This is a genomic window from Mucilaginibacter sp. (genome assembly GCF_028288185.1).
Lineage (GTDB): Bacteria > Bacteroidota > Bacteroidia > Sphingobacteriales > Sphingobacteriaceae > Mucilaginibacter.
On the sequence record NZ_JAQBOF010000004.1, the window covers coordinates 1 to 14441 of the forward strand.

General features: G+C 43.2%; 13 protein-coding genes. 8 read left to right on the top strand and 5 right to left on the bottom strand.

Translation table 11 applies throughout. From position 1 onward, the window contains the following. Positions 1-49: 49 nt before the first annotated feature. Complete coding sequence (gene nusA / locus JWQ34_RS01000) at positions 50-1285, top strand: transcription termination factor NusA (protein ID WP_299352606.1); 1236 nt, start codon at positions 50-52, stop codon at positions 1283-1285. Between the two features lie 62 nt (positions 1286-1347). After that, complete coding sequence (gene infB / locus JWQ34_RS01005) at positions 1348-4323, top strand: translation initiation factor IF-2 (RefSeq protein ID WP_299352609.1); 2976 nt, start codon at positions 1348-1350, stop codon at positions 4321-4323. A gap of 131 nt (positions 4324-4454) precedes the next feature. Here infB and JWQ34_RS01010 read toward each other — a convergent pair whose 3' ends face one another. The 3 genes from JWQ34_RS01010 to JWQ34_RS01020 form a co-directional block, all read right to left on the bottom strand. Continuing rightward, a complete protein-coding gene (locus JWQ34_RS01010) occupies positions 4455-5129 on the bottom strand; it encodes a metal-dependent hydrolase (RefSeq protein WP_299352612.1) in 675 nt (224 codons plus the stop codon). 144 nt (positions 5130-5273) lie between these two features. After that, on the bottom strand, positions 5274-5579 hold the full coding sequence (locus tag JWQ34_RS01015; protein WP_299352616.1) for a YbaB/EbfC family nucleoid-associated protein: 306 nt from the start codon (positions 5577-5579) through the stop codon (positions 5274-5276). A gap of 39 nt (positions 5580-5618) precedes the next feature. Continuing rightward, entirely contained in the window at positions 5619-6947 is a 1329-nt protein-coding gene (locus JWQ34_RS01020; RefSeq protein ID WP_299352619.1) for a serine hydrolase domain-containing protein, read from the bottom strand. A 115-nt stretch (positions 6948-7062) separates the two neighbouring features. Between JWQ34_RS01020 and JWQ34_RS01025 the strand changes: the two genes are divergently transcribed. Beyond that, positions 7063-7944, top strand: a complete 882-nt coding sequence (locus JWQ34_RS01025; protein WP_299352622.1) for a tetratricopeptide repeat protein — start codon at positions 7063-7065, stop codon at positions 7942-7944. A gap of 9 nt (positions 7945-7953) precedes the next feature. Beyond that, positions 7954-8199, top strand: a complete 246-nt coding sequence (locus JWQ34_RS01030) for an SMI1/KNR4 family protein (protein WP_299352624.1) — start codon at positions 7954-7956, stop codon at positions 8197-8199. A gap of 320 nt (positions 8200-8519) precedes the next feature. On the opposite strand, the gene JWQ34_RS01035 is transcribed toward JWQ34_RS01030, so the two are convergent. Further along, positions 8520-8732 carry a hypothetical protein gene (locus JWQ34_RS01035; protein ID WP_299352627.1) on the bottom strand — a complete coding sequence of 71 codons (213 nt, stop codon included), beginning with the start codon at positions 8730-8732 and terminating at the stop codon, positions 8520-8522. A gap of 45 nt (positions 8733-8777) precedes the next feature. Between JWQ34_RS01035 and fumC the strand changes: the two genes are divergently transcribed. From fumC to JWQ34_RS01055, 4 genes are all read left to right on the top strand, one after another. Further along, positions 8778-10175: a class II fumarate hydratase gene (gene fumC, locus JWQ34_RS01040; protein WP_299352630.1), complete on the top strand. Its 1398-nt coding sequence runs from the start codon at positions 8778-8780 to the stop codon at positions 10173-10175. Between the two features lie 117 nt (positions 10176-10292). Then, the gene (locus tag JWQ34_RS01045; RefSeq protein ID WP_299352633.1) at positions 10293-10793 is read left to right on the top strand and encodes a fumarate hydratase; all 501 of its coding nucleotides are present in this window, start codon (positions 10293-10295) and stop codon (positions 10791-10793) included. Between the two features lies 1 nt (position 10794). Beyond that, complete coding sequence (locus JWQ34_RS01050; RefSeq protein ID WP_299352635.1) at positions 10795-11589, top strand: S1/P1 nuclease; 795 nt, start codon at positions 10795-10797, stop codon at positions 11587-11589. 40 nt (positions 11590-11629) lie between these two features. Then, a complete protein-coding gene (locus tag JWQ34_RS01055; protein ID WP_299352638.1) occupies positions 11630-12076 on the top strand; it encodes a low molecular weight protein-tyrosine-phosphatase in 447 nt (148 codons plus the stop codon). A 56-nt stretch (positions 12077-12132) separates the two neighbouring features. On the opposite strand, the gene JWQ34_RS01060 is transcribed toward JWQ34_RS01055, so the two are convergent. Then, positions 12133-14352 carry a transferrin receptor-like dimerization domain-containing protein gene (locus JWQ34_RS01060; RefSeq protein WP_299352641.1) on the bottom strand — a complete coding sequence of 740 codons (2220 nt, stop codon included), beginning with the start codon at positions 14350-14352 and terminating at the stop codon, positions 12133-12135. Positions 14353-14441: the final 89 nt, after the last annotated feature.

Below are 14441 nucleotides of genomic sequence, written 5' to 3' on the forward strand. Positions count from 1 at the left end.
ATTGATCAAATAACAGAAACAAAAGTTTTAATATCATTTAAGTAAGAAAATGAGCAATATTAATTTAATTGATTCTTTCCAGGAATTCAAAGATTTTAAAAACATCGATCGTCCAACGATGATGAGCGTGCTGGAAGACGTTTTCAGGAGCATGATCCGTAAAAAATACGGATCTGACGAAAATTGCGACGTAATTGTAAACACTGACAATGGTGACTTAGAAATTTGGCGCACACGTGTGGTTATGGAAGATGGTTTTAGTGAGGATGACGACCTGGAAATTGAGCTAAAAGAAGCAAAAACATTGGATCCTGATTTAGAGGTAGGTGATGATTATGTGGAGCTGATAACTTTAGAGAGCTTTGGCCGCCGTGCAATATTAGCTGCGCGTCAAACCCTGGTATCTAAAATATTAGAATTAGAAAAAGACGAGATATTTAAAAAATATAAAGATCGTGTTGGTGAGATAGTAACCGGCGAGGTTTACCAGGTTTGGAAAAAAGAAACTTTGGTATTAGATGATGAAGGCAACGAGCTTTTATTACCTAAAACAGAGCAAATACCTGCCGACTACTTTAAAAAAGGCGATAGCGTTAAAGCTATTGTTTACAAAGTAGATATGCTTAACAGCAACCCTAAGATCATTATATCACGTACAGCCCCCGAGTTTTTACAGCGTTTGTTTGAACTGGAAGTTCCTGAAATTTTTGATGGCTTAATCACTATCAAGAAAATCGTACGCGAGCCGGGCGAAAGAGCTAAGGTAGCTGTTGAATCGTACGATGATCGTATCGATCCGGTTGGTGCTTGTGTGGGTATGAAAGGTTCACGGATCCATGGTATCGTACGCGAGTTAAAAAATGAAAATATTGATGTTATAAATTATACCAACAATATTCAGTTATATATACAACGCGCTTTATCGCCTGCTAAGATCACCTCTATTAAATTAGATGACGAGAAAAAAACAGCGGCAGTATATTTAAAGCCGGATCAGGTATCATTAGCGATAGGCCGTGGCGGTCATAATATTAAATTAGCCGGCAAGTTAACCGGTTATGAAATAGATGTTTACCGCGAGGCTGATGAGCATGATGAGGATGTGGATATTGAAGAATTTTCTGACGAAATTGAAAGCTGGATATTGGACGAATTTAAACGTATTGGTTTAGATACGGCAAAATCAGTTTTGGCATTAACAGTAGGAGAACTGGTAAAACGTACAGATTTAGAAGAAGAAACAGTAAAAGAAGTACTATCAATATTGCAGGCAGAATTTGAATAAAAGGAATTAAGCAAAATTAAAATCGTATTTTTGCATAAAATAAGCAGAGAAAGAATTAATAAATGTCAGAAGACAAATCGATAAAATTAATAAAAGCAGTAAAAGAGCTTAACATTGGTATGGGTACCATTGTTGATTTTTTGGCTACCAAAGGTTATAAGGTTGAAAAACAACCTATGGCAAAGCTGGATAACGACATGTACAATACCTTGTTAAAGGAATTTGCTGTTGACAAAAGTATTAAGGAAGAAGCCAAGCAGATCAGTATCGGTAAGATACGTAAAGACGAGCCCGGCGTTACGCCTGATAAGCCGGTTGAGACCCGCCGTTCGAGAGATTTCGAAAACGAAGAGATCCTGATAAAGAACGCCGGTAACTTTGCCGCGCCGCCAGCCCCGGTTGAAAAACCAAAGCCGGAGCCAACACCTGAGCCTGTAAAGGCAGAGGAAGTTATTGCCGACTCACGTCCTGGTGTAAAAATTGTAGGTAAGATCGACCTTAACAATTTAAATGCTAAGCCAGCCGAAAAGGTTAAAGAGGAAACTCCGAAACCAGAACCGGTTGCTGAAGTTAAAGCGCCGGAACCTGTTGCCGAAGTAAAAGCGCCAGAGCCGCCGGTTGTTGAAGTAAAAAAAGAAGTTGTACCCGAAGCACCAAAAGCAGCACCGGTAAAACCGGCAGCACCAGTTGTTGTAAAACCTGCACCGGAGCCAAACGAAGAAGGTGGCGACCCTGATGTAATAAGGGCCAAAGCAGAGCGTTTAAGCGGGCCAAATATCGTTGGTAAGATAACTTTACCGGTTGTACCAAAACGTAACCCGGTAGCGTCATCATCAAACACCAACGCTGATCATAAACGCAAGCGTAAACGTAAAGATAACCAAGGACCAGGCCAGGGTGGTGGTAATAATAATAACAGCCAAAATCCGCAGCAAGGTACTAACCCGGCCGGTGGCGGCAACGCTCCGCAAGGTGGTGGTAATAATACCAATAGTACTAATAATGCTAACCGTCCTGATTTTAGAAACAGGCCGAATAATACAGGCGGCGGCTATCAAGGCAATCGCCCTAATAATAACTTTAACCGTAATGCTCCGGCAAGTAGCGGCCCTAAAGAAGAGCCGTCAGAAAAAGATATACAAGACCAGATTAAAGCTACACTTGCCCGTTTAAGCGGTGCAGGTAAGTCTGGTAAGTTTGCTCAGCGTGCTAAATTCCGTCGTCAAAAACGTGATGACGTAGCAGCCAATGCCGATGAACTGGCATTAGAGCAGGACGCGCAATCAAAAGTATTAAAGGTTACAGAGTTTGTTACAGCTAATGAGTTAGCTATAATGATGGATGTATCTGTTACGCAGATCATCTCGACTTGTATGAGCCTGGGTATGTTCGTATCTATTAACCAACGTTTGGATGCCGAAACGCTAAGCATTGTTGCGGATGAGTTTGGCTACCAGGTTGAGTTTGTAAAACCGCAGGACGAAGAGTTTATATTGGATCAGCCGGATGCTCCGGAAGACCTGATACCACGTGCGCCAATTGTAACCATAATGGGCCACGTAGATCATGGTAAAACATCGTTGTTGGACTTTATCCGCAAAACCAACGTAATAGGTGGTGAAGCGGGTGGTATAACCCAGCACATTGGTGCCTACGAAGTAACATTGCCTGATAATAAAGGAAAAATAACATTCCTGGATACACCGGGTCACGAGGCGTTTACCGCTATGCGTGCAAGGGGTGCACAGGTAACTGATCTTGTAATTATAGTTATTGCCGCTGATGATAGCGTGATGCCGCAAACCCGCGAGGCCATAAACCACGCGCAGGCTGCAGGTGCACCAATTATCTTCGCTTTCAATAAAATTGACCGCCCGGGTGCTAACGCCGATAAGGTACGTGAGCAGCTATCAGCCATGAATATTTTAGTTGAAGAGTGGGGTGGTAAATATCAAACACAAGAAATATCAGCAAAAACAGGCTTAAACATTGAGTTGCTTTTGGAGAAAGTATTGTTGGAAGCTGAGTTGTTAGAGCTGAAAGCTAACCCTAATAAACGTGCCGTAGGTACTGTTATTGAGGCTGCTTTAGATAAAGGCCGTGGTATTGTTACCACCATATTGGTACAAGCCGGTATGTTAAAAGTGGGCGACCCGATATTAGCCGGTTGTTACAGCGGACGTGTTAAAGCGTTAACTAACGAGCGTGGCCAAAGGGTTGAATCTGCAGGACCATCAACACCTGTACAGGTATTGGGTATGCAGGGCGCACCTACTGCCGGTGATAAATTTAACGTGTTAGAGACCGAGGTTGAAGCACGTGAAATTGCCAACAAACGCTTACAATTACAACGCGAGCAAGGTTTACGTACACAGAAACATATCACACTTGATGAAATTGGCCGCCGTTTGGCAGTTGGTAACTTTAAGGAGTTGAATATTATTGTTAAAGGTGACGTGGATGGTTCAATCGAAGCGTTATCCGATTCGTTATTGAAACTATCTACCGAGCAGATACAGGTTAACGTAATATCAAAAGCGGTTGGACAAATATCAGAATCTGACGTATTGTTAGCATCTGCGTCTGACGCGATCATCATTGGTTTCCAGGTACGCCCATCAGGTGGTGCCCGTAAACTGGCCGAAGCTGAGCAAATTGATATCAGGTTGTACTCTATCATCTACGATGCGATCAACGAGATCAAAGCGGCGATGGAAGGTATGTTGGCACCGACATTCGAAGAGAAGATTGTTGCTAACGTAGAGATACGCGAAACCTTCAAGATCAGCAAGGTTGGTACCATTGCAGGTTGTATGGTGTTAGATGGTAAAATTACCCGTAACAGTAAGATCCGTATAGTGCGTGAAGGTGTGGTTATCTATACCGGCGAACTAGCTTCATTAAAACGTTTCAAAGACGATGTTAAAGAAGTTTCAGCCAACTACGAGTGCGGTCTGAACATCCAAAACTTTAACAACATTGAAGTAGGCGACATTGTTGAAGCTTACGAGAATGTAGAAGTTAAACGCAAGCTGTAATAGCAAGTTTATTATATTAAAAAGGCTCATCGGTAATCGATGAGCCTTTTTTGTTTATTAATAATTAGCTTGTCATTTCTCACTCGTACCTCGTTTCGAAATGACAAGGGGTGTTAATGTATTGTTATCCGCTACAATACTATCTCTTCTCCAATAGCAGGCAACTTAATATTTATCCCGGCTTTAATAAACTTTTCTACCGCTTCTTCCTTGTCAATAACTATTTCTGGGAAGGTATCATAATGCATACCAATAATGTTTTTGCAGTTGATAAACCCAGCAACTTTTATAGCGTCATCAACACCCATGGTATAATTATCTCCTATGGGTAAAAAGGCCCAGTTCAGGTTTTCATCTTCCAACAGTTTCATATCATAGGTAAGTGCGGTATCCCCGGCATAATAGACCTTTTTACTTTCAGAATAAAGCACAAAACCGGCAGGATTGCCTCCGGCCGCGCCATCAGGCATGGTGCTTGAGTGTACGGCGTTAACCATTTTTACCCGGCCAAAATCAAAATTAAAGCCGCCGCCTATGTTCATACCGTGTGCCTCAATACCTTGCTTGCCTAACCAACCGGCTATTTCGGCAATGCAGATCACTTTGGCACCGCTGCTTTTTTGTATAGCTATCAAATCAGCTACATGGTCACCGTGCCCATGCGACACCAGGATATAATCAGGCTTCAGCGCATAGATATCGATATGGCTTGCCGCCGGATTTGGCGTTATAAAAGGATCAAACAAAAGCTTCTTGCCTTCGGTTTCGATCATGATGGTTGATTGTCCGTAGTAAGTAGTTTTCATGGCTTTATATAATATTGAATAATGAATTTTGAACACCCAATATCGAAGTATGAAAAATCAAACCTTCATCATTCAAAATTCGATATTGAGTGTTCGATATTACTTTTTTTAAGTCTCCCCTACCGGGGGAGATTTAGAGGGGGCTTATTGTTTAAACATCCCACCAATCCCGCCAAACATATCTTTTGTCACGGCGGCCATTTCGCTTTGGCTAACGTTGTCGGCCTGCTCCATTGCTTTGTTTATGGCAATCACCATTAACTCTTCAATTTCCTCTTTATCGGCTTCCTTAAAAAAATCGGCATCAATGTTTACCGACTGGATAATTTTATTGCCCGTAGCCGTAACGCTGATCTTACCACCCTCGGCAGTACCCGTTACGGTTATGGCATCTAAGCGTTTCTTAACCTCGCCGGCTTTTTGTTGTACTTCAAATAATTTATCAAACATGTTAACTCCTTTATCTTTTTACAGAACAGTATTTACAGCTTAGTGTTTATGCGCTTTGTGTTTTTTAACGGTGCTGTGTTTGGCTACGGGTTCTTTCTTCTGTTTTTTAACGGGCTGCTTTTTCTTTTCTAAAGTAGGGGCCCGTGCCTGTTCATCCTCTTCCTCGCCGCCGCGGCCGTAAGCTCTTGCACGTACTACGGGCATGCCGGTCATTTTAAACAGATCATCAAGGTGCAGCAGGCTACCGTTCGTCATGTTATCCAGCAATATAATTACTACATCTTCCTTCATATCGCGCAAAAAGTTATGGCGATAGCCATGCCACCAGCCGGTGTGGTAAACCACTTTCTCGTTAGGCGCCTCGAACAAATGCCAGCCATAACCATACCCGAAATGACCGTTCTTTAACGGAACACGGTTGGTATAAGCCGAATCCTGCGTGGCCTGTTTAATGAGCTTTCCGGCACGCAGCGCACGATCGAATAGGAAAAGATCGCCCACGGTACTATAAATACCTTTATCGCCAACGGGCCCGTCCAGGTAGTTTTGCGCTACCGAGTACCGCCAGCTGTTACGATCGTGCCCCAATACCTTGGTGGGTATTTTATCGTAAGTGGCCTTGGAGTATACATTGGTATGCTTCATGCCGGCCGGCAGAAAAACGTTCCGCATCATATAATCGGCGTACGGCATATGTGCAGCCTTCTCTACAATAGAGCCCAGCACCATAAAGTTGGAGTTGTTGTAATGATAACCTTTGTCGGGCAGGTTATAACGTGCAGGTTTGTACTGGGCCAGTAAGTCCATCATTTGCTGGTTGGTAACCCCTTTTTTCTGATCGCGGTGTTCTTTGCGGAAAACATCATCGATAGCATATACATAGTTGGGCAGGCCCGAGCGGTGCGTAAGCAGCATGCGGATAGTTACGCCATGATATGGGAAATTGGGGAAAAACTGCTGCACGGAGTCTTCAAGACGCAGCTTGCCCCGCTCCATTAACTGCAGAATGGCGGTCGATGTCATAGTTTTGCTAATGGACGCCAGTTCAAACTGAGAGTTGAGCGTCAGGCTGTCCTGGTGCGGGTAGTTAGCCCAGCCGAAAGCATTTTGGTAAACTATCTTTCCTTTTTTTGCCACCAGTATGTTACCGTTAAACCCGGCTGCCGTGTGCAGGTGCTGCATAAAAGCATCTATCTGTTTATCGGCGTTTCTAGGATTATAAGCTAACAAAGCTTTGGTATCTAACGGTTTACTTTTTTCGGGGGATGCAGCAGAAGAGCCCTTGTTTTCGCCAGGTTTTGACGAGCATGAGGTTAATACAAGCAGGGCGACAGTAAAAGTTAGGAGGCCTTGTTTCAATAATTTCATAGGGAATATACGATCAAGATAAACGAATTGCGAAAATTGGAAAATATAACTCGCGTTGAAACTAAAGTTTTAAACATTTTATTGTTTTAGTTAATAACCTTACTAAATTTAAAAGATGCAAACTCTACTAAGAATATTAACGGCCTTTTTGTTTTTAGCGAGCCCAATTATTGTGTCCGGACAGGACGCCACCGATGACCCGGCCACCAATTACAAAACTGCACTTGAATTAGTAAACGCCAACAAAGGCACCGAGGGCATACCCTACCTGGAGAAAGTAATTAAGACGCAATCAAATTATACAAACGCGGCTTATAGTTTGTTGGGAGGGATATATGATAAGGCCCTACAGCCCGAAAAAGCCATAGCAGTTTATAAAGAAGGATTAAAAGCTTATCCGCAAGACCAAAGCTTGTATTTTAATTTAGGCATAGCCGATTTCCGTGCCAAACAATATGCCGATGCCGAACTGGCCGCTGTTGAAGCCATAAAATTGGACCCTAAACATGCCAACAGTCAGCGGTTATACGGCTTGGTAACTTTTCACCAAAACAAGCGGATGAACGCCTTACTGGCCTTTTGCAGCTTTTTATTGCTCGAGCCCAATAACCCGCGTGCTGATGAAGCCACCACCAATATGCAAAGCATACTAAAAGGGGGCGTATTAAAAGATGACAGTCCGGTTAAAACCCCACCTGCCGATGCCAAAGAAACCGCTGCGCTAAACGCCATTATATCATCAACCATTGCCGCCGGGCAAGCCAAAAAACTAACCGGCACCGCACTATTAGAATTTCAGCTAAAAACCATATTTACCCAGGCTGGGCAGGCATCTGCCAAAAAAGCGGACAAAACCTTTTTTGATAAATTTTATGCCGATTACTTTTATAAACTGGTGCAAAGTGGTAATGTACCGGCGTTTGTAAAGGCGATCAATAGTAAGGCAGAAGACGCTGGGTTGAGCGAGTGGGTTAAGGGGACGGAGCGGGGGTTTTAAGGACAGGCAATGACTGAAATAATAAATAGATGTGAGTTAGTAGTAGCTGAGTTCAATAAGTTTTCTGAGGACTTGGTATATTTGGGTCGCCCAATATCAGACAATCGATTAGAAGTTTTCGAATCTCAAATTGACTTTATACTTCCATTTGATTTTAAATACCTACTTAAAAAGCACAATGGCTTTTCTTTAAACGGCACTGAAGTTTATGGAATTGACGAAAGTTTAGCTTTATTGATTGGGTTAAAGAGGTGATGATAGACTGGACACTTGACGATTACAATTACGATGGGACAGAAAAGTAACAATGTTTTAGCCAACCCTCTTTCTGCTCGCGGAGGGTTAAAACTGCATAAGTAGCCAGTATCTCCGTAACTTTTTAATATTAATTTACATCACCCCGGTGGCCGCGTTCCCCAAAATCACCGCCACCATTTAACCTCTAATTTTTTTGTATATTGTAACTATCCTGAATGTTGTTAAAGCTTCAAAAACAATTAAATTATCTAAATCTGTTTTTACGCCAAAATCAACACAAGTTCTTTGATTTTTTATTTAATAGATTGATTATTAGCTTATTGCGATAAAAACCTACTGTCGGTATTATCCCTTATACCCGATAAATGGCAAATATTACTACCGGCAAAACGCCTGATACCCGATAAATGGGTAAAATTACTACCAGCAAAACGTTCAACGCCCGAAAAATGGTCATTTTTACTACCGGCATAAGCATTAACACCCGTAAAACTGTCCCGTAACTTTTTGAATATTATTTTACATCCCACCTGTTTTACCGCTACCTTTGCAGCTGAAAATTATACTGCATTATAATGAGTTTCAGAACCGAACATGATACCATGGGCGAGGTACAGGTGCCTGCCGACAAATACTGGGGTGCGCAAACAGAAAGATCGCGCAATAACTTTAAAATTGGCCCCGAGGCTTCCATGCCGAAGGAGATCATTGCCGCTTTTGCTTATTTGAAGAAAGCTGCCGCCTTTACCAATACCGACCTGGCTGTTTTACCAGCCGACAAACGCGACCAGATAGCCGCCGTTTGCGATGAGATCTTAGCAGGTGATTTAACTGGCGAGTTTCCGTTGGTGATATGGCAAACCGGCTCTGGTACGCAATCAAACATGAACGTTAACGAAGTTATTGCTAACCGTGCGCACGTGCTGGCCGGCAATAAACTTGGCGAGGGTAAAACCTTTATCCACCCTAATGATGATGTCAATAAATCGCAATCATCAAACGATACTTACCCTACCGCTATGCATATTGCCGCCTATAAAATGGTGATGGATGTAACCATACCGGGTATCGAAAAATTACGCGATACATTGCAAGCGAAAGTGGAAGCTTTTAAATCGGTAGTAAAAATTGGCCGTACACATTTGATGGATGCTACACCGCTTACTTTGGGACAGGAATTTTCGGGCTATGTGTCGCAACTAAACCACGGGCTAAAAGCGTTGCGCAATACGCTTGACCACCTGTCAGAATTGGCATTGGGTGGTACCGCTGTTGGTACCGGTATCAACACCCCAAAAGGTTATGATGTTAAGGTTGCAGAATACATTGCCAAATTTACCGGACTGCCTTTTATCACTGCCGAAAATAAATTTGAGGCATTAGCCGCCCACGATGCTATTGTTGAAACACATGGCGCATTAAAACAGATCGCTGTTTCTTTAATGAAGATTGCTAACGACATCCGCATGCTGGCTTCGGGCCCGCGCTCAGGCATCGGCGAGATCCATATCCCGGATAATGAGCCGGGATCATCAATCATGCCGGGCAAAGTTAACCCAACCCAAAACGAGGCAGTTACTATGGTTGCCGCGCAGGTAATGGGTAATGATGTTACCATATCCATCGGTGGTTCAAACGGCCATTACGAGCTGAACGTATTTAAACCGGTAATGGCGGCTAATTTCCTGCAATCAGCACGTTTAATTGGGGATGCTTGCGTATCCTTCAATGATCATTGTGCCAAAGGTATTGAGCCTAATTATGCCGGTATTAAAAAGCATCTTGAAAATTCATTAATGCTGGTTACCGCGTTAAACCCACATATCGGTTATGAAGCTGCCGCTAAAATCGCTAAAACAGCATTGAAAGAAGGCTCGTCATTACGCGAAGCTGCCATAGGTTTAGGTTACTTAACCAACGAGCAGTTTGATGCATGGGTTAGGCCTGAGGATATGATTGGTTCACTAAAATAAATTAAAGCGTCATTGCGAGGAACGAAGCAATCTCTACGGCGGAAAGTCAATATGCACATTGATTAGCAAGTGCAGAGATTGCTTCGTTCCTCGCAATGACGTGTTTTATAAATAAACATGCAAAAACCTTTTGCCTTTTACCTTTCAGCCTTTTGCCTCCTGCTGGCGTCCTGCACCCTCAACCCCAGTCTGCAAGGCAAAGGCGAGGATTACCTGCAGGGCGAGTGGAAGCAGGACAGCATACCCATGCAAAAACAATTATTGAGTTACTCGTTGTTTAAGTTTAAATTTAGCTGCGACTCGGTGTTTATTGAGCAAAGTTCTGTTAGTAAAGTAAACTCGGGGATGGATAGCTGTATGAACGCGGGGCACTGGACAGAATATATCCGCGGCACCTATCATCAGAGCCATGATACCCTACATATAAAAGGCAATTTTTGCAATGCGGATTATACACTGAAAAAGCAGGCTGGTTGTTTCCGCTACGGTCCGTACGAGGAGTTTTTTAAGGTGAGCAAAAAAGCCGGTTCGCTGGTTCAATTTTTAAGCACATCAAACGTTATACCTGTTAACTTACATTTAATTAAAAAGACAAGCTGTAATCCAAAACCATTATAATATGAAATCGAATCCTCTAAAGAAATTAGCTATCGCGATAGCAATAATATACGCACCCATACAAACTATGGCATGGGGCACCAACGGACATCGCATCAGCGGCCAGATAGCCGAGGACCATTTAACCCTAAAAGCGCGCATGGCTATAAAAGCTATTTTGGGCCATGAGTCGATAGCTATGGCCAGTAACTGGGCCGATTTTATAAAATCAGACCCTGCCTACAGCTATTTATACAACTGGCATTTTGTTGATTTTGAAAGGCCGATGAGCCAACCCGAAATGACAGAATTTTTGGAGCATGACAACAGTGTTAATGCTTACACCAAATTAAAGTTTCTGATTGATGAGTTGAAAAAACCGGCCACATCAAAAGAAAATAAATTGCTATACCTGCGTATGCTGATCCACATTACAGAGGATATACACCAACCTATGCATACCGCCCATGCAAGCGATAAAGGCGGTAATGATTTTAAAGTAAACTGGTTCAATAAACCTACCAATCTGCACTCCATATGGGATTCCGAGTTGATCAATTTCCAGGAGTTAAGCTACACCGAATACGCTGCTGCAATAGACCATCCAACAACAATACAAATTAAAGATTGGCAGGCTGCTCCGCTAAGTAAATGGATATTTGAGTCAAGCACCCTTGCCGAGCAATTTTACAGTGAAATTAAACCGGGCGATACGCTTAACTACAAATACAACTTTACTCACCTGGATATCCTTAACCAACAACTGCTTAAAGGCGGCATTAGGTTAGCGGGATTGTTGAATCAGATATTCGGATAATAAGCAAAAAGCTTTGGTCTTTTTGCTTTAAGCTTACAACATGAAAATACTAATGGTTTGCCTGGGCAATATTTGCCGTTCTCCGTTGGCGGAGGGGATTATGCAACACCTGGCTGATAAAGAAGGATTAAACTGGCAAATCGACTCGGCAGGTACGGGAGATTGGCATATCGGCAATGGGCCTGATCAGCGCTCGGTGCGTACCGCGCGCGAACATGGCATTGATATCAGTCAGCAAGTTTGCAGGTTATTCAGAAAAAGTGATTTTGATACGTTCGACCAGATCCTGGTGATGGATAAAAACAACCTGAGCAATATACTGGCAATGGCCCGCAATGCGGATGATCGTAAGAAAGTATCATTATTATTGGTTGACCAGATAGTCCCCGACCCGTATCATGACGACAACCAGTTTGAGCCGGTTTTTAAGATGATCGAGGATGGGTGCAGGGCGTTTATAAAAAGATTTCTGAACCATGATTTATAGGATTTAAGGATCACCATGATCAATCCCGGCAATCCTTAAATCCTACTAATCTTAGTTTACATTGCTGCCCTATCCAAATATGCAGCCAACGCGTTAATACTGGCTGATACCGCCGCTATTTGCTGTTGAACCTCGGGCCAGTTGCGTTGTTCAATAGCTTCACGTATTCCCGGCAGGGTTTTCACACCATAACCCGTATAAAAACCCGGAGCATAAATACTATGCTTATACCAGGAGCGCCGCGGCAAACCCGCCGGCGAAAGTAATTGTTGTTCGGCCTTATATATAGTTTCATTTAATGCTTTATGATCTATGTTTGCTGCCGATGTGGTATTCATGGCAACGGCCAGCTTATCGGCACTCGTTTTTAAAGCAGCCAACGATGTTGTTAATGCCGAAAAATCAATAGCCGGAACTTCCCCTTTAGCTTGGGGAGGAGTTAGATGCTTGGTTGGGTCGGCAGCTAAATTATAAGCATTACTTTGCACCAGTTGATTTTGCATAGCGGTAGCCTCGCGCATATTGTTGGCCAGCTCTATTACTTCTTTACTATAACCACTTATCGTAGTCGATAAGTTTCTAAAATCAAACGGAAGCAGATCAGCATCAGCCAGGCGCATTACGGCGTGCCCTACGGTTTTGGCTAACAGAGCGCCATAAACAAAGCCGGGGTCTTTAAATCTTTCATAATCTGCAAACGAATCGTATATCGAATGATATTCGCCGCCGGGGCCTTCACCGCCATACCCTATATCTAAAGTAGGTATACCTAAGTGCTGCAAAAACGATGAAAAATCAGAGCCTGATCCCAGGGCCTCAATCGGGTCGGTTTTGCGGTCCATGATCTCTTTTTTAGCTTTTGGTGTCGCGGCATTAACAATCTCATAAGCCTTTTTACGCTCTTTTGCCGTTACGTTTGTTTCCGGGTCGATAACACTTTCTGATACCTCGCCCATAAAATTTTCTAATGCGTGCGATCCGCCTGCATGGTAAAAACCACGCGAAATATCATCCGAATTAATATAAACCACTGCCTTTTGCTGTAGTTCTTTATCATGATCCTCCACAAATTCCGTAGAACCTATAAGGCCCGGCTCTTCGCCGTCCCAGGCGCAATAAACTATGGTCCGTTTTGGTTTCCAGCCGGTTTTAAGCAGATCGCCCAAAGCCTTAGCCTCATCCAGCAGAGCAGATTGCCCGCTCAACGGATCATCGGCACCATTAACCCAGCCATCGTGGTGGTTACCACGCAATACCCACTCATCGGGGTAGGTAGCGCCTTTTATCGTCCCGATGACATCATAAGCGGTAACCATATTCCAATTAAACTCCAGCTTTAAATGTACAGTTGCAGCACCGGGGCCAACATGGTAAGTAAAAGGCAAAGCGCCGCGCCAGTCGGCAGGTGCAACGGGGCCTTCTAAAGCAGCCAATAATGGTTTTGCATCCTGGTAGCTAATGGGCAATACCGGTATTTTTAATATAGTTGCCGCGTCTTTTCTATCCAAACGTTTAGCATTTTCTGTAGCGCCAACGCCGGGTGTTAACGGGTCGCCGGGATAGATCATCATATCCATAACAGAGCCACGCTGTACACCGCTTTCGTTTTTAAAGGCTCCTTTTGGATATACATCGCCCGCATAATAACCATCATCTTTAGGATCCGAATAAATTATACAGCCAATAGCGCCATGCTCATAAGCCACCTTAGGTTTAATGCCGCGCCATGATCTGCCGTATTTAGCAATTACTATTTTGCCCTTTACATCAATGCCCATAGCGGCTAATGTTTCATAATCATCGGGCAGGCCATAGTTTACAAATATCAGTTGGCCGGTAACATCGCCATCGGCACTCCAGGCGTTATAAGTTGGCAATTGTCCGGCCTGGCCAGATGTTGGGTCCTGGGCCAATACATTTTCTTTTAATATAGCCGTATACTTTGTTGGCCCGGTCAGTTCAAGCACACGTGTTTTAGGTGTCGGGAACAATACCTTATAAGGTTGTAAATGCGCATCGAAACCATAGCTTTTAAACTTGGCCAATATTTTTTCGGCAACTACTTTACCCCCCGGCGACCCTAAATGGTGCGGATAGGCAGAGAGATCTTTCAAAGTTTCGCCAATACGTACAGGGCTGATAGATTTATCAAACAGCTGCTCGGTTTGCAATTGTTTGGCTGATGAAGTAGGGGTAAAACCCATTAATGTTTTTTGCTGCGCCTGCGCATAGGTTGCTATAAGTGTTATGGCAAATAAGGCTAAAGATCTCTTCATGTATACGGGATTTTTATATTGCAATTAAATTAAGCAAATTATAGCGAAAAGACAAACAATACCCGGCTACCACTTACACATAGTTAACC